This is a genomic window from Lutimaribacter marinistellae (genome assembly GCF_042648365.1).
Classification (GTDB): domain Bacteria; phylum Pseudomonadota; class Alphaproteobacteria; order Rhodobacterales; family Rhodobacteraceae; genus Lutimaribacter_A; species Lutimaribacter_A marinistellae.
Window position 1 is genome coordinate 168873 of sequence record NZ_JBHRXI010000002.1, and the last position, 16696, is coordinate 185568.

The following is a 16696-nucleotide window of genomic DNA, read 5'->3' on the forward strand; positions in this document are numbered from 1 at the left end:
GCCGGCGGTCTCGCCACCGGGGCTCGTGTTTGGTCTTGTCGGGGGGGCGCTGCTTTGGGCGCCCTTCATGACGATTGCTCCAAATCGCATAGTCGGCGGAGAGGGCGTTCTGGCCTGGTCGCTGGGGTTGTGGCCGGCCATGCTGGGCTTGGCCATTGCTCTGTTACTGGGCCTGTCGACCCGTGCCCTGATGCGTCTGGTCGCGGGGCTTTTGGGAATGGCCTGCCTTGTCTGGCTGCTGTCTCATGGAGCGGGCGTTTTGCTCGACGGGGCAGGCGATTATGCCCGCGCCTCGCCCGCCGGAGGGTTCTGGGCGCTGCTCGTCCTTTATGCGCTGCTTACGGCAGACGCGCTAAGCCAGATGCGCCCCGGTCCGACTGCACGGGTCGCGCTGCTGGTGGCGGCTTCAGTCGTGCTGGCCTGGGTGCTTGGGTCCGGTTGGCTGGGTGATCTCTCGATCGCGCAGGAATTCGCATCGCGGGCGGATCCGTTCTGGACCGCGCTTGAGCGGCACGTGCAGCTGGCATTCGGATCGGTCGCGGTTGCCATCGTCATCGGCTTTCCCTTGGGTGTCCTGTGTCATCGTCGCGAGCGGTTGCGGCGTGCCTTGCTGCCCATTCTCAGTTTTCTTCAAACCATACCGTCGCTTGCCATGTTCGGCATCATGATCCCGCTGCTGGCCTGGGTCGCCATGACCGTGCCCGGCGCGCGCGAAATCGGAATTGCCGGGATCGGCTTTGCACCGGCGTTCTTTGCGTTGGTCCTCTATTCCCTGCTGCCGGTGGTGGGCAACACGGTTTCGGGGCTGGACACGGTACCGCCAGCCACCGCCGAGGCCGCCCGCGGCATGGGGTTGTCCGCAACCCAGCGGCTGTTGCAGGTAGAGCTTCCACTGGGGCTGCCGGTCCTGCTGACCGGGGTGCGTATCGTCCTTGTACAGAACATCGGCCTTGCGGTGATTGCCGGTTTGATCGGCGGTGGCGGCTTTGGAAGCCTCGTCTTTCAGGGCCTCAACCAGACCGCGACCGACCTGATCCTGCTGGGTGCATTGCCCACGGTGTTGCTGGCCCTTCTGTCGGCCGCGGTTATGGACATCGTCACCGACCTTTCCCGCCCCATTCCAGAGGCAAGAAGATGATTGAAATCACGCGGCTGACCAAGGCGTTCGACCACAAGGTGGTGGTCGACAATGTCTCGATGACTGTCGAAACCGGAACGATCACGGTGGTGGTGGGCACCTCGGGTTCCGGCAAAAGCACGCTGTTGCGCATGATCAACCGGCTGGAAGAACCAAGCGGCGGCGAGGTCCGCATCAATGGCCAAGCCACGTCCGGCATGACGCCGCACCTCCTGCGGCGAAGGATCGGCTATGCCATTCAGGGCAACGGGTTGTTTCCCCACCACACGGTCGCGCGCAACATCGGGGCGGTGCCACGACTGCTCAATTGGCCCAAAGCTCAAATCACCGACCGCGTTGACGAGCTTCTGGATCTGTTTTCGATGCCGCCCCAGGAATTTCGACATCGCTATCCGCGTGAACTCTCGGGCGGACAGCAGCAGCGCGTTGGCGTCGCCAGGGCGTTGGCCTCGCGACCCGATCTTCTGTTGATGGATGAACCATTTGGTGCGCTCGACCCGATCATCCGGCATCGCGCGCAAGAGGATCTGGCCCGTATCCAGCGACAGTTGGGCTCGACGATCATCCTGGTGACCCACGACATGGAGGAGGCCATCCGCCTCGGTGACAAGGTGGCCGTTATGGATGCGGGGCGCCTGGTGCAATATGCGCCGCCATCCGACATCATCGCTCGTCCCGCGACCCGTTTCGTCGGTGAAATGCTGGGCGAAGTGGACCGCCCCCTGCGATTGCTTTCGCTCATTCCGGTTGCCGATGTCTCGGAACCCGGCGACGCGCCCGGAGCGGCCATTGACGCCGCCGCATCCCTGCGCGACGCGCTGTCGGCCTGCCTGTGGTCCGGGCGCGATGCGCTGCCCGTCGTGCAGGGCGGGCGGATCACGCTAAAGGCCATCCGGGCAAAGGCGGAACAGCCCGCATGAGGACCGGTTTGATATTGCGGTCCGCCCTGGTCACGCTTTTTCTGGCGATGGTGTTGAAACCCTCGTGGTTCACACCCCTGTTGGCGCCGTTCGCGCCACCCGGCGGTCCGGTGATCTACGAACGCAGTTCGCTATTGTCACTGACACTCAGTCATCTGGGTCTGGTTTTCGCGGCATCGGTGGCAGCCACGATCGTGGCGGTCGGTCTCGCGGTTTTCGTGACCCGACCCGGTGGTGCCGCGTTCCTGCCGCTGTCGCGCACGGTGACGAATATCGGCCAAACCTTTCCTCCCGTGGCGGTGCTGGCACTTGCCGTACCGGCGCTTGGGTTCGGTGCAGGGCCGACTTTGGTCGCGTTGTTTCTTTACGGGTTGCTGCCGATTTTCGACAATGCCGTTACCGGGTTTCGCACACTGCCACCGGTAACGATGGAGGCAGCCCGGGGCATCGGCCTTTCCCCAGCGCAACAACTCATCTCGGTCGAACTGCCCTTGGCACTGCCGGTCATCCTGACCGGCATCCGGCTGTCCGTGGTCATCGCGCTTGGAACTGCGACCATCGGTTCGACCGTGGCCGCGCGCACCTTGGGTGAGGTGATCATCGCCGGGCTTCTGACCAACAACACGGCCTTTGTGGTGCAGGGCGGGGTCATTACCGGATTGATGGCACTGCTGATACACGACGCCCTTGTGCAGGTCGAAAAGCGTCTGTCAGCTTGAAGATGGGGCAGCTTTGTCAGGATGCAGTTCCGCAACATAGCTGCATAGTGGCTGTCACAGGCGCAAGGCACGCCATCACGAATGGAACAGATATCTTTGCCGCTTGTTTTGAGCCATGAGCCGTGCCGCCAACCAGGAACAAAGCCTGCGGACCCTAGCGATGCGGCGCGGTCAGGCCTTGGCGCATTTCGTGGCGTACGGAAAGGATCGAAGCCCCGACAACGAGGGTGGCACCGATGAGAAGCGTACCCGCCGGCGCCTCGCCGAAAAGGACTATGCCAAAGACCGCCGCAAAAACGAAACGGGTGTAAGGGACAGGCGCCAGTGCGCTGGCCTCTCCCACGCGGTAGGCTTCGATCGTTAGCAGCATCCCAAACGCACCCAAAAGCCCGGCGATGCAGACCAGAAGGGCATCGCGCAAGGCAAGCGGCTCCCAAAGCAACCATGCAAACGGTATCGCGCCGATTGTCGTGACCAATCCGATCCATGCCATGATCGTCATCGTATTCTCTGTCCGGCCAAGCAGGCGGTTCAGGATGACGATTGCCGCGCCGCCCGCGGCGGCGAACAAACCCGTCGCGACTCCCATCATCGACGTATCGGCAGTGGGAGCGACGGCAATTGCAATGCCAAGAAAGCCGATGATCGTCGCGGCCCACCGTACCCGTCCGACCCGTTCCCCGAGCAGCGGTGCCGCCAGTGCAACGACAAAAAGCGAGGTCGTGAAGGTCAGGGTGGTCGCAAGCGCGAGGTCGAGAATACGAAAACTGGTGTAGTACAGCCACCACATGGCAAGGCTGGTCAGTCCGCGGATCACATGCAGACCGGGCCGGGACGTCGCTAGTTGACCCCAGCTTCCGGCCCGCCAGATGATTACGAGCGACACGAACAGCTGCGATGCGGACCGAAAGAACACGATCTGCGCCTCGTTCGCGACCGGTGCCGTGGCTCTCACGAGTGTGGCCTCAAGCGTGAACATAAAGGCGGCCAGAGCAAGGAGAACGGCACCCCGCAGATTGTCTACGGCCGCGACGCCCGCATGGATCTTCGATGTGGACATGAATCTATCAAACGCCGGAGGTCGCCAGGGACGGCGCAAATTTCCCCGCGAGATAGTTCAGATAGGCTGTCGGATCATTGGGTGTAGACCCGATGGATTCCAGGATGTCCCGCCGACTGCGCGATCTGCCGTGACGCCAGACAAGCTCCCCCAACGCTTCGCGCAGGGCGGAGGTTTCGCCATCGTTCAATTCCTCGCGGATATCGGGTCTTGTAACATCAAGATGCGCCATTATCTGGGCCGCCGTCGCGTTGCCGATCGTGTAGGTGGGAAACGATCCGATATACCCCGAAGACCAGTGAACATCCTGTAGACAGCCAAGATCATCGCCGGGCACTGTCAGATCCAGATCGCGCTTGATGGCTGCGTTCCAGAACTCGGGAACATTCGCGGCCTCCAGCATTCCATCCATCAGCGCCATTTCGATCTCGACGCGAAGCATGATGTGGATGTCATAGGTAAGCTCATCCGCCTCTACACGAACAAAGCCGGGCTCGACCCGGTTCACCGCTGCGACGAATTCAGCCTCGCTGACATCTGAAAGCTGATCAGGAAAGGTACTGCGTAACCTGTCGAAGTTGCGCGACCAGAAGGCAGCACTACGGCCAACGTGATTTTCCAGCAGGCGCGATTGGCTTTCATGCATGCCGAAACTCGTTCCGGCCACTGCATAAAGTCCAATCATGTCCGTGGCATGCGCTGTTCTGGTGAATGCGGGATCCGCCCCCAATTCATAGAGCGCATGACCCGTTTCGTGGATCGAGCCAAAGATCGACATCGGCAGATAGTTGCGAACCCAACGCGACGTGATACGGACATCATTGCGGGTAAAGCTGATCTCGAACGGATGCACAGTCGTATCGAGCCTGCTGCGCGAGCCATCGAGACCCAACGCGCGCGCTGTTTCCTGCGCAAAGGCCTGTTGGTCGGCCTCGGGAAAGTCGCGATACAGGAAGTCGGTCCGCGGCTTGGGGCGCCCTCTCGCGACATCCAGAATGGGCAAAAGCCCCAAGCGCAACTCCTTGAAGAAAGTGGCGAGCGTTGCGGCCGTCTCTCCGGGTTCGAATAGTGCAACCATTGGGTCATAGGGATGGTCCCGATACCCCATCGCAGCGGCCTGTTCGCGGGCGAGCGCGACAGTGCGTTCCAGGTATGGCTTGAATATCTCGAAATCGGATGCAGCACGCGCCTGCGCCCAGGCGGCGCCGGCCACGGTGCTCTGCTCGGCTTGCGCGCGCAAAAGGTCGGCGGGGATACGCTCGTGATGCAAGATCGCATCTTGAACCGCCTCCGCGGCGCGACGCTCCGGATCACTTGGATCATGCGAGGATGTGCGTTCGAGGGCGTTATTGACGGCGTCGCGCATCTGACTGGACAGGATCATGCTCCGCGCCACACCCTTGAGCGTTGCGATCTGGTGACCCCGTGTTTCAGCGCCACCTTTCGGCATCATGGTGCGGGAATCCCAAACCAATGCATTCACGGCACAGAGCACATCGTTCAGGCGGGCCACAAGAGAGTTCAGATCGCTCATGCCGCCGCGACCTGGTCGACGCCACCATCGTTCAAGTGACAAGCCACGCGACGGCCCGTTCCCGCATCGGTCAGTCCGGGTGTCTCTGTCCGGCATCGCGGTCCGGCAAACGGGCAGCGTGGATGAAAGGCACAGCCCGCGGGTGGATCAATGGGCGATGGGATTTCACCCTTGATCGGCCGGAAATCCTGCCGCCCGGCGCCCAAGGTCGGCACCGATGCAAACAGCGCCTGAGTGTAGGGGTGCTTTGGTTCGGCATATAGCCGTTCGGCAGAGGCCAATTCGACCACTCGGCCAAGATACATGATCGCCACCCGATCGCAGACATGCCGAACCACGGACAGGTCATGACTGATGAAAAGCGCAGTCAGACCAAGATCGCGGCGCAGGTCGAGGAACAGGTTGAGCACCTGAGCCTGAATCGACACGTCAAGCGACGCCACCGCCTCGTCGAGGACCAGCAGGTCGGGCTGCATGGCCAATGCACGCGCGATAGCGATCCGCTGCCTCTGACCACCGGAAAACTGGTGCGGCAGACGATCGGCGTAGTCACCTCTGAGACCGACCTGTTCAAGCAATGCACGTGTTTTCTCGCCGACCTCGGAAGCCGAGAGAATACCGTGGGTACGCGGCCCCTCTGCGATGGTTTCTCCCACCTTCATGCGGGGGTTCAAGCTGGCGAAGGGATCTTGATGGATCATCTGAACCCGGGTCGTAAGCTTGTTGACATGTTCCTCATGCCCGGTGGCCACCGGCTGCCCGTCAAGCAGGACACTGCCTTCGGTCGGAGCGTAGATACCCGAAACGATACGCCCGAGGGTGGACTTGCCACATCCCGATTCACCGACGATCCCGACAACTTCACCGCGGGCGACCGTCAGCGAGACATCGGTCACGGCATGAACCGCCCCTCCGGCGCGGCGTCCGGCAAGACGCGCAGCCAGTTTGTCAGCCAGGGACACCTTCAACGGAAAGCGCTTGGAGACAGTGTCGATTTCAAGAAGCGGCGCGGTCATGTCGTCTCCAGAGGGTGGTGGCAAAGTGCGGTGTGGTCGCCGAAACGCGCAAGGGGCGGCACAGTCTTGCAGACCTGGGTCGCGCGAGAACAGCGGTTGCGGAACGGGCAGCCCGATGGAAGCTGCGACAGCTGCGGCGTTGACCCTGGAATCTGCGGCAGATGTGTGCCGGGCGCGTGTTGGCCCGGAACGGAATCCAGCAAACCACGTGTATAGGGATGGCGGGGCTGACCGATCACCTCCTCGGCGGTGCCACGTTCAACGATCTTGCCTGCATACATTACGCAGATGTCGTCGGCGAGCGAGGACACGACGGCAAGGTCATGTGTGATCCAGACGATCGCAGTATCGGTTTCGTCGGCCAAGCGGCGCACTTCGGCGAGGATCTGACCTTGGATCGACACGTCGAGCGCCGTGGTCGGCTCATCTGCGATGATGACCGCGGGCTTGTGGAGTAGGGCCGTTGCGATGGCCACACGCTGACGCATTCCGCCGGACAATTGATGCGGATACGCCGCGAGCCGTTCTTCGGGCGAGGGGATGCCAACGGTAGCCAACGCTTCGCGGGCCCGCTCGAGAGCCTTTGTCTTGGACATCGGTTCGTGTACCCGCACGGCCATCGCCATCTGATCACCGATCCGCAGAACAGGGTTCAGCGTCATCATCGGGTCCTGGAACACCATCGAAACCTTGCGCCCCCGCATGGACCGCAATCGCTCGGGCGAGAGGTTGCGCAGGTCCGTTCCCTCGACCATCACCTTGCCATCGGTAACGCGCCCAGGTTCGTCGATAAGGCCGAGAACCGAAAAACCGGTGACGGACTTACCCGAACCGCTTTCCCCCACAAGGCCCATGATGCGGCCGGGTTCTACGGAGAAGCTGACATCGTTGACCGCCGTGACGATACCCCCGCGCGTCTCGAAACGCGTCGTCAGGCCCTGAACGTCGAGTGCCGCACTCATCGGGCACGCCTCGGGTCAAGTACGGTGCGGACCTGGTCACCGACCAGATTGATGGCGACAACAGTGATCATCAAGAAGATCCCCGGGTAGATGGACAGCCAGTAGCGATCCGAGTGTATATATTTGAAGCCGTTGGAAATGAGCGATCCCAATGAGGGCTCCGTCAAAGGCAGGCCCACGCCGAGAAAGGACAGCGTCGCCTCGAGCGCGATTGCAGAGGCCACCTGAACCGTTGCCACGACGATCAGCGGCGGCAGCACATTTGGCAGCAGATGCTTGAAAAGCACGCGCCAGGTCGGGAGCGGCGTGCCACGCGCGGCTTCGACATAATCCTTGCCGCGTTCAACTGTCGCGGCGCCGTGCGCAGTACGCGCGAAATACGCATATTGCGCGACGACGAGCGCAAGGATGATCTGAAGGACCCCCTGGCCCAGCACGGCCACCAGAACCAGTGCCAACAGGATGGCGGGCATTGACAACTGCAAGTCGACGACCCGCATCAGCAGGGACTCGACGCGCCCACCAAAGTAGGCGGCCGTCAGCCCGACGGTGATCCCGATGATCAGCGCCAAGGCTCCTGCCGACAGACCGATGGTAAAGCTGGTACGCAGCCCGTAGAAAATCGCCGACAGCATGTCACGACCCGCATTATCAGTGCCCAGGACGTGGACGTAACCGCCGGTTCCGATCTCGCGGGGACGCAAGAACGCGTCGAGCCAGTCAAGCATCGCCATGTCATACGGATCCTGCGGCGCGACCAGAGGAGCGCCAAATGCCAACACGAGCAGTGTAAAGATCACGACGAGCGCGGCCACGGCCACCTTGGAGGCGCAGAAATCGGACCAAAAGTTCTTGAATCGCATGGCGCGCGTTTCGATCGGCGCTGCAGCAGGTTCGGCGTGCGTTTCGCCCGCGGTGGCGGCGATTTCACTCATTTCGAGCCTCCCAACCGGACGCGCGGATCGAGCCGGGCGTAAACGATATCGACGGTGAAGTTGATGATTACGAACAGGATCACGACGAGGATCAGGTATGTGACCATGACAGGGCGGTCGAGTTGGAGGATCGAGTCGATGATCAGCTTGCCGACGCCGGGCCAATTGAAAACGCTTTCAGTCACCACGGCGAAGGCAAGCGTCGAACCGAGTTCCAGACCGAACACCGTCACGATCGGGATCGAGATGTTGCGCAGAACGTGACTGAAGACGATTTGCCGGTCGGGCAGGCCCTGTGCGCGGGCAAACTTGACGTAGTCTGTCTGCATTGCCTCTACCATTCCGGCTCGGGCCAGACGTATCATCAGCCCCATCTTGAAAAGCGACAAGTTGAGTGCAGGCAGGATCACGTGGCTCCAGCCGTTCGCGGTTGCCAGCGAGGTCGAAATGCCAAAGATCGTCCCCTCTTCGCCGCGCCCCCCTGACGGCAGCCAGCCAAGCTCGACCGCGAAACCCATGATGAGCAGCATGCCGATCCAGAAAGTGGGAACCGAAAAGCCGAGAACCGACAGGGCCATGATGGCCTTCGAGGCAGCACTGTCGGGACGGTAGCCAGCATAGATACCCGCGGGGATACCGATCACCGTGGCGAGCGTGATCGCAACCAGTACCAGTTCCAGCGTCGCGGGGAACCTCGAGAAAACAAGCCCGGTGACCGAGGTATTGTAGACCATGGACTGACCCAGATCGCCCTGAGCGACGTTCCCGAGAAACGTTAAGTATTGCCGCCACAGCGGCTGATCGAGACCGTACTGGCGTATCAGGTTCTCGCGGATCTCCGCGGTGGCTCCGGGGTCGATCATCACGTCGATCGGATTGCCGATCGCGTAGACGCCCACGAAGACGATGATCGACATCGCGAAAACAACGACAATCGCCTGCAAGAGCCGACTGATGACAAATCCGAGCATGATGCCTCGCTGAGTGTGGGGGTGGGCGCCCCGATCAGGGACGCCCGGTTCGGGTTATTGTTCGCCGACAGGCTGGATCTCGTAGGCCCGGGTTTCCTGATCGACACGCGGCGTAAAGGTCAACATGCCAGCGTCCGCGGCCCACACGGACTGCAGGATCACCGTCGGGATCAACGCGCGATCATCCATCGCGATACGCGACGCTTCTTCATAGAGCTTGCGACGCTCCTCGGTATCCAGCGTCTGCGTCCCGCGAACGAACACTTCGTCGAATTCGGGGTTCGAATAGCCGGTACGGTTGAAGTTGCCGAAGCCCTTTTCCGGGTCCTTGCTGTGGATCATCGCACCATAGGTGTACGCCGCCTCGCCGGTCAGTGTCCCCCAGGCAGACATCGCCATGGTGTATTCCTCCTTTGCCGCCGCCGGGAAGAACACCGTGCCGTTGAGCGCCTGCGCATTCACCGTCAGACCAAGACGCGACCACATCTGCGCCAAAGCCTCACACACGACAGCATCACCGGGCACACGGTTGTTTGTGCAGGTGAAATCAACCTCGAAACCGTCCGGATAGCCGGCTTCAGCCAGCAGCGCGCGGGCCTGCTCGATATCGTATTCCTTGTCACCCAGCTCATCCGTGTAGCCGAAAAAACCTTCGGGCATCAGCTGGTTGGCCGGCGTGCCCAGGCCTTCAAGCACGACATCGACCAGAACTTGACGATTGATAGCAAGGTCAAGCGCCTTGCGGACGCGCAAGTCCTGAAGCGGGTTTCCCTCGACCTCTTCGCCGTTCACGCGGATCGGCTGCGGCTCCTCATCCTTCACCGAAGGCTGTACATTCAGGATGTAGACCGAATCCGAAATGAAGGTTTCGACATCAGAATTGTTCTGCATCGACAGGTAATCGGTTGCAGGCACGTAGTTGATCAGGTCCACCTGGCCAGAGCGCAGAGCAGCAACACGCGCGGCATCGTCAGGAATTTCCTTGCGCACGACACGTTCCCAAGGTGTTTCACCGCGCCAGTGATCTTCGAAACGTTCCAGAACAAGGTCGCCCTTGGGCTCCCACGAGACAAAGCGATAGGGTCCGGTACCAACTGCTGCAGCGCCGGAATTGAACTCTTCGTTGCCCACTCCTTCGCCGGTCTCGGACGGGACGACGAACAGGCGAGTGAAGTCGTTCGGCAGCGCAGGCGCAATTCCCTTGGTCTTTACGCGCAAGGTGTAGTCATCGATCACTTCGACCGAGTCCACGTACTTGGTATACAGCGTCATCGACATCGGGCCAGTCACGTCCGGAATACGCTCGATCGAGAATTTGGCGTCCTCGGCGGTAAAGGGTGTTCCGTCGTGGAACGTGACACCTTCGCGCAGCTTGAAGTCCCAGGTTGTGTCATCGATGGGTTCCCAGCTTTCGGCGAGACCTGGCTTGAGCTGCAGCGTGTCGTCAACATCGACCAGCGTATCATAGATGTGCCGCAATGCTTCTGCCTGGCTGCCGAGCGTCGACCAGTGCGGGTCGATGGAATCGGGGCCGGCCCGCAGTCCGATGACCAACTCCTGCGAAAACGCCGCGGGCGCAACTGACAGCAACGCCACTGTGGCAACTCCCGCCTTGAGCAAATGTCTGAGCATGTATTCTCTCCGTTGGACTGTTATATCTGTGTGATACACTACGGTAGCATTTGATAGGATCCGTCAACCCAATTCTTCCCAAAACAACAAAAATTCTAATATTATCTGGGCTATAGTACAAAATTGCTTGAGCAGCACACTGTTATACTGCAATGATACGGTATGGACCAGGACTTATCGGATATCGGCAGCACCTTCGAACGGCTTGCCCTCGCACTGGACAAGACCTCTTCGGTCTCGGTCTCGGTCCAACTGAGGGGCGCATTGGAGTACGGGATCGCGTCTGGCGACATCCCGCCCGGCACCCGCCTACCCTCGGTGCGGAAACTGGCAAGCCACCTGGGGCTGTCGCCCGTCACCGTGAGCAATGTTTACGCAGCACTGCAAGGCGCGGGACATGTCGAAGGCCGTGTCGGAGCGGGGACCTTCGTGGCCGATGGTGGAGTGTGCCACCATCAGGCGAAATCACTCCGCGAGATCGAGCGGCGAATTGGCGAGTTGGTGCGCCTTGGGGATGAGGTGGGCCTGTCACGCGCAGAACTGGCTTACCGCGTGTCGACCGCTCCGGACCACCCCGGGCATGTCCGCATTCTCATGCTTGGCACGTTCCAGGACGCGACCGAAGCTTACGCAGACGACATCAGGCCCTACCTGCGGGACGGGGACGAAATCATCGCGCGCACGACCGAGCAACTGGCACGGAACCGACCCGAGGGGATCGGGCTTGTAGTGGCCCCTCGAACCCTTCGCGTCGAGGCGCAGTCCTATTTCCCGGGGCTTCCGGTTATCGGAATCACCCTTATTCCGAACGAAGAAACGCGAATTGCTCTCGCCGCGATCTCGCCGCAGGCGCAGGTCGCGATCGTGTCCTTTTTTCCCGAGTTTCTGCCGAACATGCGCTCGGGCATCATGCGCTTTGCACCACATGTCACCCGCATCACCTCGGCCGTCTGGCAGGACGATGGCCTGTCGGACGTGGTGGCGCGCGCCGATGTGGTCATCCACTCGACCGGGGCTGAGGATTTGCGCCACGACATGCGGCCCGATCAAACCGCCATCGAATACCGGCACACGCCGGACAGCCACGCCATTGAAACAGACCTGTTGCAGGCGATCGACGCCTGTCGCAGCCGAACACGAGACCAAAAGGGGCAGAATTCTTGAAGATTTCCGAAAGCAACTGGTTCGAGGTTGAACGCTATCTCGAAACAGACGATCGCTGCGTCCTGCCCTTGGGCTCGACCGAGCAGCACGCCTATCTGTCCCTGTCCGTAGATTCCATTCTGTCAGAAAAGGTCGCGGCCGATGCCGCAGAACCACTGGGCGTTCCGGTTTTCCCGGCAGTCGCCTACGGCTTGACCCCTTACTTCATGGCATTTCCGGGAACGGTATCGCTCAAGCTTGCAACCTACGCAGCGTTGCTGCGGGACATTCTGGACAGTCTCTACGCGACGGGATTTCGCCGCATTCTCATCGTGAACGGCCATGGCGGCAACAGCCCGGTTCAACCCGTCACGATGGAATGGATGGAAGCTAACGAAGGTGCCCGTTGCCGCTTTCACGACTGGTGGCGCGCGCCCCAGACATGGGCCTGCGTGCAAGAGATCGACCCAGTCGCATCGCACGCGTCCTGGATGGAGAACTTCCCCTGGACCCGTCTCGACGGTCGGGAGATGCCCGAGGCGCAAAAGCCCTTTGTCCCGTTCGAAAAGCTGCGCGACCGCAACGCGGCCGGCGTCCGCGAGCTGATCGGAGATGGCAATTACGGCGGTGTGTATCAAAAGCCCGAGGCCGACACCGACAAACTCTGGGCCACGGCTGTCGAGGAAACACGCAGCCTGCTCGAGGGCGACTGGACATGAGTGAGCCGATCCTGATCTGGGGTGCCGGTGCAATCGGGGGCATCCTCGGCGCTTATCTGGCTCGTGCCGGACACGCGGTGCACATGGTCGACATCGTTGCGGAACATGTGGATGTCATGCGTCGGAACTGCCTTCATATCGAAGGCCCGGTTGAAACCTTCACGCAGATCCTGCCGGCCAGCACGCCGGACGAATTGGAGGGACAGTATTCGCGCATTATCCTTGCGGTAAAGGCACATCACACCGAGGCCGCGCTTGACATGCTCGTCCCGCATCTGGCGCCGGGGGGCTACGTCGTTTCGGCCCAGAACGGACTGAACGAAAGCATTATCGCCGAACGCATTGGCACCGAGAACACGATCGGCTGCTTTGTCAATTTCGGGGCGGATTGGCTGGAACCGGGGCGTATTCTTTACGGAAACCGGGCCGCTGTGGCGGTTGGTGAACTTGACGGGCAGATCAGTGACCGTGTTCAGGACCTGCACGCGCTCCTCTCCATCGTCGAGCCGGACGCCGTTCTGACCGACAACATCTGGGGCTACCTGTGGGGTAAGCTGGGATATGGTGCCTTGCTTTTCGCGACGGCCCTTACGCCTTTGTCGATGTCGGATGCGATGGCCGTGCCGAACCATCGGGCTGTCTATCAGGCGCTTGGGCACGAGGTCATGTGCCTTGCCGATGCGCAAAACATAAGTCCGCTCGGTTTCAACGGGTTTGATCCGCGCGCGTTTCTGGCCGCGGAACAGGACGGGATGGATGCGTCGCTGGCCGCAATGATCGAGCACAACCGGCACACCGCAAAGACCCATTCAGGCATCTGGCGCGATCTCGCCATTCGCAAGCGGCGCACCGAGGTCGATGCACAGGTCGGGCTGCTGGTCGAGCTTGGCCACAAACACGGATTGAAGACACCAGCCCTGTCCCGCCTCGTGGAATTGATCCACGACATTGAAGAAGGCCGACGCACGCAATCCACTGACCTTCTCGATCTCATGGTGCCGCTATGCATCTGAACTTTGCGAATCGCGTTTTCGCCGTAACCGGAGCGGCACAAGGGATCGGGCGCGCCATCGTCACCAGCCTTGCCGAGGCCGGCGCGACGGTGGCTGCAATAGATATCGACGCGGACGGCCTGACCTCTATTTCGGGCCAAGCAACCACCCACAGCGCCGATCTCGGAAGCCGCGATAGCGCACATGCCCTGATGGCCGAGATCGAGGCGCAACATGGGCGCATCGACGGACTCGTAACCGCTGCGGGCGGTGTCCGCGGTCAAGCCGGTCGTCCGGTCGAAGAGATCTCGGAAGCCGACTGGCAGGTGATTTTCGCGGCGAATGTCGATGCCGCTATGTGGTGTTCTCAAGCCGTGGCACCCGGAATGAAAGCACGAGGCTGGGGTCGCATTGTGACCATCTCGTCAGGGGCTGGCCTGCGGCCAAGCCTGACCGGGATTCAGGCCTATGCCTCGGCAAAACACGCGTTGGTCGGGCTGACACGCCAGCTTGCGCTGGAGCTTGGCCCACATGGTGTCACGGTGAATTCCGTCGCACCAGGTTTCGTCCTGTCGAACCCGTCAACCGAACGGCAGTGGGATGCGTTCGGCCGGGACCGGCAAAGACAGATTATCGAGGGCATTCATATGCGCAGGCTTGGCCGCGCCGATGACATCGCGGACGCCGTCGCCTTTTTGGCGTCGGATCGGGCGGGGTGGATCACCGGGCAGATCCTGTCCGTTGACGGAGGTCATGCATGAGCGAGCCGCACGAGTGGGACGAGGCGACCTGGCGCACCACGGTCAATCAGGTTCGAGCCGGTCGCAACCTGAAACCGGCAACATGGCCCGGCGGTGCACGCTGCGCCGTTGCCCTGTCCTTTGACAGCGATCACGAAACGAACGAATTGCGCGATGGTGGCCTGTCCCCCGCGCGCCTTTCCTGGGGCGAATTCGGTACCCGCCGCGGATTGCCGCGCATTCGCGCTGCCCTCGACCGGCACGGCTTCAAGGCAAGTTTCTTCGTCCCGGCGGTCTCGGCCTTGCTTCACCCCGAAGAACAACAGGCACTTGTACAAGATGGACACGAGATCGGACTGCACGGCTGGATTCACGAAGTCAATTCGCGCCTCGACGCGACGACCGAGCGGGACCTCATGCTGCGCGCGTCCGATACACTGGAAACCATCACCGGTGTCCGTCCGGTCGGCATGCGAACGCCATCGTGGGATTACAGCCCGAACACGCTGGCCATCGCCCGTGAGATGGGTCTTTTGTACGACAGCTCTCTGTTTGCCGATGATGACCCCTATGAAATCGTCGCAGACGGCGAACCAACGGGGATGGTGGAGTTGCCCGTCGAATGGATTCGCGATGACGCGGTCTATTTCATGATGAACCGTTTCGGCGCGCAGCGCCCCTATACGCCACCCGAGGCTGTTCTCGACATCTTCACCCGAGAATTCGAAGGTGCTTATGCCGAAGGGGGCCTGTTCCTGCTGACGATGCACCCGCACGTCATAGGCTACCGAAGCCGCATGTTCATTCTCGAATCCCTACTCGACCGCATTGCCGCAAAAGGCGACTGCTGGGTCGCCACTCATGCCGACATCGCGCGCCATTGCGCCCGCACGGCCGGACTGGAAGGACAGTCATGACTTATGCACTTGCCGTACATGGCGGCGCCGGAACGATCCTGAAATCCAAGATGACGCCTGACCTCGAATCCGCCTACCACGCGGGCCTTTCCCGCGCCCTCAAAGCCGGGCAGGCCGTGCTCGAAAAAGGCGGCACTGCGCTCGACGCTGTCACGGAGGCAGTGTGTGCACTTGAAGATGAACCCCTGTTCAACGCAGGTCGCGGCGCCGTGTTCACAGCCGAAGGCAAGCAGGAGATGGATGCAGCCATCATGGACGGTTCAAACAGAAATGCCGGCGCCGTCGCAGGGCTTTTTGGGCCGCGCAATCCCATAAGAGCGGCTCGCGCCATCATGGAACGAACCGAGCATGTTATGCTGATCGGTGAAAACGCTGTCAGGATCGCGCGGGATGCCAACCTTGATTTCGAAGAGGCGCAGTATTTCTTCACGCAGGTTCGATGGGATGCACTCAAGACGACGTTGGAAATGCGCGAGAAGGGCGAGGAGAACGATGACCCCGCCCGTCGCCATGGCACGGTTGGAGCAGTGGCACGCGACATTCACGGCCATGTCGCCGCAGCAACCTCGACTGGCGGGATGACCGCGAAGGCTCCGGGTCGCGTCGGTGATACGCCCTGTATCGGTGCCGGAACCTTTGCAGATGACGCCAGCTGTGCCGTTTCCGGTACCGGACATGGTGAAATCTTCACGCGATGGACCGCCGCCGCTGAAATCAGCGCCCGGATGCGGCATCTCGGAGAAAGCATATCCCAGGCTGCAGAACATGTCGTCATGAATGACCTCGCTCCGAATGACGGCACGGGCGGTGTCATCGCAATCGACGGCGCAGGAAACATCGCCATGCCGTTCAATTGTGAGGGAATGTATCGCGGCTCCGTTGGAAGCGATCTGCCTCTCAGCACTCTGATTTACCGCTGACGGGGATCGCGACCTTCTGTCACCAATTCGAGCGGAGCGAGCCGTCCGCCCATCAGGAGGTCTTTTCGACGATACGGCCTTTCAGAAGGTCGAGAGCCTTGATCTTGGCGCAATCAAACCGTCGGAACGAACACCGGGTCGCGGGCACAGCCTGTCAAAGAGGACTGACAGCTTCGAGTTCGAGTACCGCGCAATGCGCTATCCTAGCGCCTCCATTTATTACCATAACACGCATTATGCCGCGAACATGCGTGCCCGCGAAGGTAAAGTGCCGCAGTTTCCTTCATGCGAAGAAGGATCTGAGCGCGACCGGGTCAACAGTCAAAGCGACCAAAATCATCGCGGTTTGCCCGCGGATTGAGCAGACGAATGCTGGCC

Annotated in this window: 16 protein-coding genes; 9 read left to right on the forward strand and 7 right to left on the reverse strand. The window is 61.1% G+C overall.

The annotated features are described in order from the left end of the window. Positions 1 to 67 precede the first annotated feature (67 nt). From ACFORG_RS03755 to ACFORG_RS03765, 3 genes are read left to right on the forward strand one after another with little or no spacing between them, the layout of a single operon-like run. Positions 68 to 1138 carry an ABC transporter permease gene (locus ACFORG_RS03755; protein ID WP_386734056.1) on the forward strand — a complete coding sequence of 357 codons (1071 nt, stop codon included), beginning with the start codon at positions 68 to 70 and terminating at the stop codon, positions 1136 to 1138. Then, positions 1135 to 2058, forward strand: coding sequence for an ABC transporter ATP-binding protein (locus ACFORG_RS03760; RefSeq protein WP_386734057.1), 924 nt, complete (start codon positions 1135 to 1137; stop codon positions 2056 to 2058). The genes ACFORG_RS03755 and ACFORG_RS03760 overlap by 4 nt, the downstream gene beginning before the upstream one ends. Further along, the gene (locus ACFORG_RS03765) at positions 2055 to 2777 is read left to right on the forward strand and encodes an ABC transporter permease (protein WP_386734058.1); all 723 of its coding nucleotides are present in this window, start codon (positions 2055 to 2057) and stop codon (positions 2775 to 2777) included. Before ACFORG_RS03760 ends, ACFORG_RS03765 begins: the two co-directional genes overlap by 4 nt. 154 nt (positions 2778 to 2931) lie before the next feature. On the opposite strand, the gene ACFORG_RS03770 is transcribed toward ACFORG_RS03765, so the two are convergent. The 7 genes from ACFORG_RS03770 to ACFORG_RS03800 are packed head-to-tail and all read right to left on the reverse strand — an operon-like array spanning position 2932 to position 10887. Continuing rightward, a complete protein-coding gene (locus ACFORG_RS03770) occupies positions 2932 to 3837 on the reverse strand; it encodes a DMT family transporter (RefSeq protein WP_386734059.1) in 906 nt (301 codons plus the stop codon). Between the two features lie 7 nt (positions 3838 to 3844). After that, the gene (locus ACFORG_RS03775; RefSeq protein WP_386734060.1) at positions 3845 to 5371 is read right to left on the reverse strand and encodes a carboxypeptidase M32; all 1527 of its coding nucleotides are present in this window, start codon (positions 5369 to 5371) and stop codon (positions 3845 to 3847) included. Continuing rightward, positions 5368 to 6387, reverse strand: coding sequence for an ABC transporter ATP-binding protein (locus tag ACFORG_RS03780; protein WP_386734061.1), 1020 nt, complete (start codon positions 6385 to 6387; stop codon positions 5368 to 5370). The genes ACFORG_RS03775 and ACFORG_RS03780 overlap by 4 nt, the downstream gene beginning before the upstream one ends. Further along, the gene (locus ACFORG_RS03785) at positions 6384 to 7349 is read right to left on the reverse strand and encodes an ABC transporter ATP-binding protein (protein ID WP_386734062.1); all 966 of its coding nucleotides are present in this window, start codon (positions 7347 to 7349) and stop codon (positions 6384 to 6386) included. Before ACFORG_RS03785 ends, ACFORG_RS03780 begins: the two co-directional genes overlap by 4 nt. Next, the gene (locus ACFORG_RS03790) at positions 7346 to 8284 is read right to left on the reverse strand and encodes an ABC transporter permease (RefSeq protein ID WP_386734063.1); all 939 of its coding nucleotides are present in this window, start codon (positions 8282 to 8284) and stop codon (positions 7346 to 7348) included. Before ACFORG_RS03790 ends, ACFORG_RS03785 begins: the two co-directional genes overlap by 4 nt. Further along, complete coding sequence (locus tag ACFORG_RS03795) at positions 8281 to 9255, reverse strand: ABC transporter permease (RefSeq protein WP_386734064.1); 975 nt, start codon at positions 9253 to 9255, stop codon at positions 8281 to 8283. The genes ACFORG_RS03790 and ACFORG_RS03795 overlap by 4 nt, the downstream gene beginning before the upstream one ends. Positions 9256 to 9309: 54 nt before the next feature. Continuing rightward, positions 9310 to 10887, reverse strand: coding sequence for an ABC transporter substrate-binding protein (locus ACFORG_RS03800; RefSeq protein ID WP_386734065.1), 1578 nt, complete (start codon positions 10885 to 10887; stop codon positions 9310 to 9312). A gap of 162 nt (positions 10888 to 11049) precedes the next feature. Between ACFORG_RS03800 and ACFORG_RS03805 the strand changes: the two genes are divergently transcribed. The 6 genes from ACFORG_RS03805 to ACFORG_RS03830 are packed head-to-tail and all read left to right on the forward strand — an operon-like array spanning position 11050 to position 16318. Next, the gene (locus tag ACFORG_RS03805) at positions 11050 to 12051 is read left to right on the forward strand and encodes a GntR family transcriptional regulator (protein WP_386734066.1); all 1002 of its coding nucleotides are present in this window, start codon (positions 11050 to 11052) and stop codon (positions 12049 to 12051) included. Continuing rightward, the gene (locus ACFORG_RS03810) at positions 12048 to 12749 is read left to right on the forward strand and encodes a creatininase family protein (RefSeq protein ID WP_386734067.1); all 702 of its coding nucleotides are present in this window, start codon (positions 12048 to 12050) and stop codon (positions 12747 to 12749) included. Before ACFORG_RS03805 ends, ACFORG_RS03810 begins: the two co-directional genes overlap by 4 nt. After that, positions 12746 to 13762 carry a ketopantoate reductase family protein gene (locus ACFORG_RS03815; protein ID WP_386734068.1) on the forward strand — a complete coding sequence of 339 codons (1017 nt, stop codon included), beginning with the start codon at positions 12746 to 12748 and terminating at the stop codon, positions 13760 to 13762. Before ACFORG_RS03810 ends, ACFORG_RS03815 begins: the two co-directional genes overlap by 4 nt. Then, positions 13753 to 14502: an SDR family NAD(P)-dependent oxidoreductase gene (locus ACFORG_RS03820; protein WP_386734069.1), complete on the forward strand. Its 750-nt coding sequence runs from the start codon at positions 13753 to 13755 to the stop codon at positions 14500 to 14502. The genes ACFORG_RS03815 and ACFORG_RS03820 overlap by 10 nt, the downstream gene beginning before the upstream one ends. After that, positions 14499 to 15398: a polysaccharide deacetylase family protein gene (locus ACFORG_RS03825; protein WP_386734070.1), complete on the forward strand. Its 900-nt coding sequence runs from the start codon at positions 14499 to 14501 to the stop codon at positions 15396 to 15398. Before ACFORG_RS03820 ends, ACFORG_RS03825 begins: the two co-directional genes overlap by 4 nt. Continuing rightward, complete coding sequence (locus ACFORG_RS03830) at positions 15395 to 16318, forward strand: isoaspartyl peptidase/L-asparaginase family protein (RefSeq protein WP_386734071.1); 924 nt, start codon at positions 15395 to 15397, stop codon at positions 16316 to 16318. The genes ACFORG_RS03825 and ACFORG_RS03830 overlap by 4 nt, the downstream gene beginning before the upstream one ends. The last annotated feature ends 378 nt before the right edge of the window (positions 16319 to 16696 follow it).

Bases quoted from the DNA above. Each gene is read 5' to 3' on its own strand.
- ACFORG_RS03755 (WP_386734056.1), top strand. From the start codon at position 68: ATGACGATTGCTCCAAATCGCATAGTCGGCGGAGAGGGCGTTCTGGCC.
- ACFORG_RS03760 (WP_386734057.1), top strand. From the start codon at position 1,135: ATGATTGAAATCACGCGGCTGACCAAGGCGTTCGACCACAAGGTGGTG.
- ACFORG_RS03765 (WP_386734058.1), top strand. From the start codon at position 2,055: ATGAGGACCGGTTTGATATTGCGGTCCGCCCTGGTCACGCTTTTTCTG.
- ACFORG_RS03770 (WP_386734059.1), bottom strand. From the start codon at position 3,837: ATGTCCACATCGAAGATCCATGCGGGCGTCGCGGCCGTAGACAATCTG.
- ACFORG_RS03775 (WP_386734060.1), bottom strand. From the start codon at position 5,371: ATGAGCGATCTGAACTCTCTTGTGGCCCGCCTGAACGATGTGCTCTGT.
- ACFORG_RS03780 (WP_386734061.1), bottom strand. From the start codon at position 6,387: ATGACCGCGCCGCTTCTTGAAATCGACACTGTCTCCAAGCGCTTTCCG.
- ACFORG_RS03785 (WP_386734062.1), bottom strand. From the start codon at position 7,349: ATGAGTGCGGCACTCGACGTTCAGGGCCTGACGACGCGTTTCGAGACG.
- ACFORG_RS03790 (WP_386734063.1), bottom strand. From the start codon at position 8,284: ATGAGTGAAATCGCCGCCACCGCGGGCGAAACGCACGCCGAACCTGCT.
- ACFORG_RS03795 (WP_386734064.1), bottom strand. From the start codon at position 9,255: ATGCTCGGATTTGTCATCAGTCGGCTCTTGCAGGCGATTGTCGTTGTT.
- ACFORG_RS03800 (WP_386734065.1), bottom strand. From the start codon at position 10,887: ATGCTCAGACATTTGCTCAAGGCGGGAGTTGCCACAGTGGCGTTGCTG.
- ACFORG_RS03805 (WP_386734066.1), top strand. From the start codon at position 11,050: ATGGACCAGGACTTATCGGATATCGGCAGCACCTTCGAACGGCTTGCC.
- ACFORG_RS03815 (WP_386734068.1), top strand. From the start codon at position 12,746: ATGAGTGAGCCGATCCTGATCTGGGGTGCCGGTGCAATCGGGGGCATC.
- ACFORG_RS03820 (WP_386734069.1), top strand. From the start codon at position 13,753: ATGCATCTGAACTTTGCGAATCGCGTTTTCGCCGTAACCGGAGCGGCA.
- ACFORG_RS03825 (WP_386734070.1), top strand. From the start codon at position 14,499: ATGAGCGAGCCGCACGAGTGGGACGAGGCGACCTGGCGCACCACGGTC.
- ACFORG_RS03830 (WP_386734071.1), top strand. From the start codon at position 15,395: ATGACTTATGCACTTGCCGTACATGGCGGCGCCGGAACGATCCTGAAA.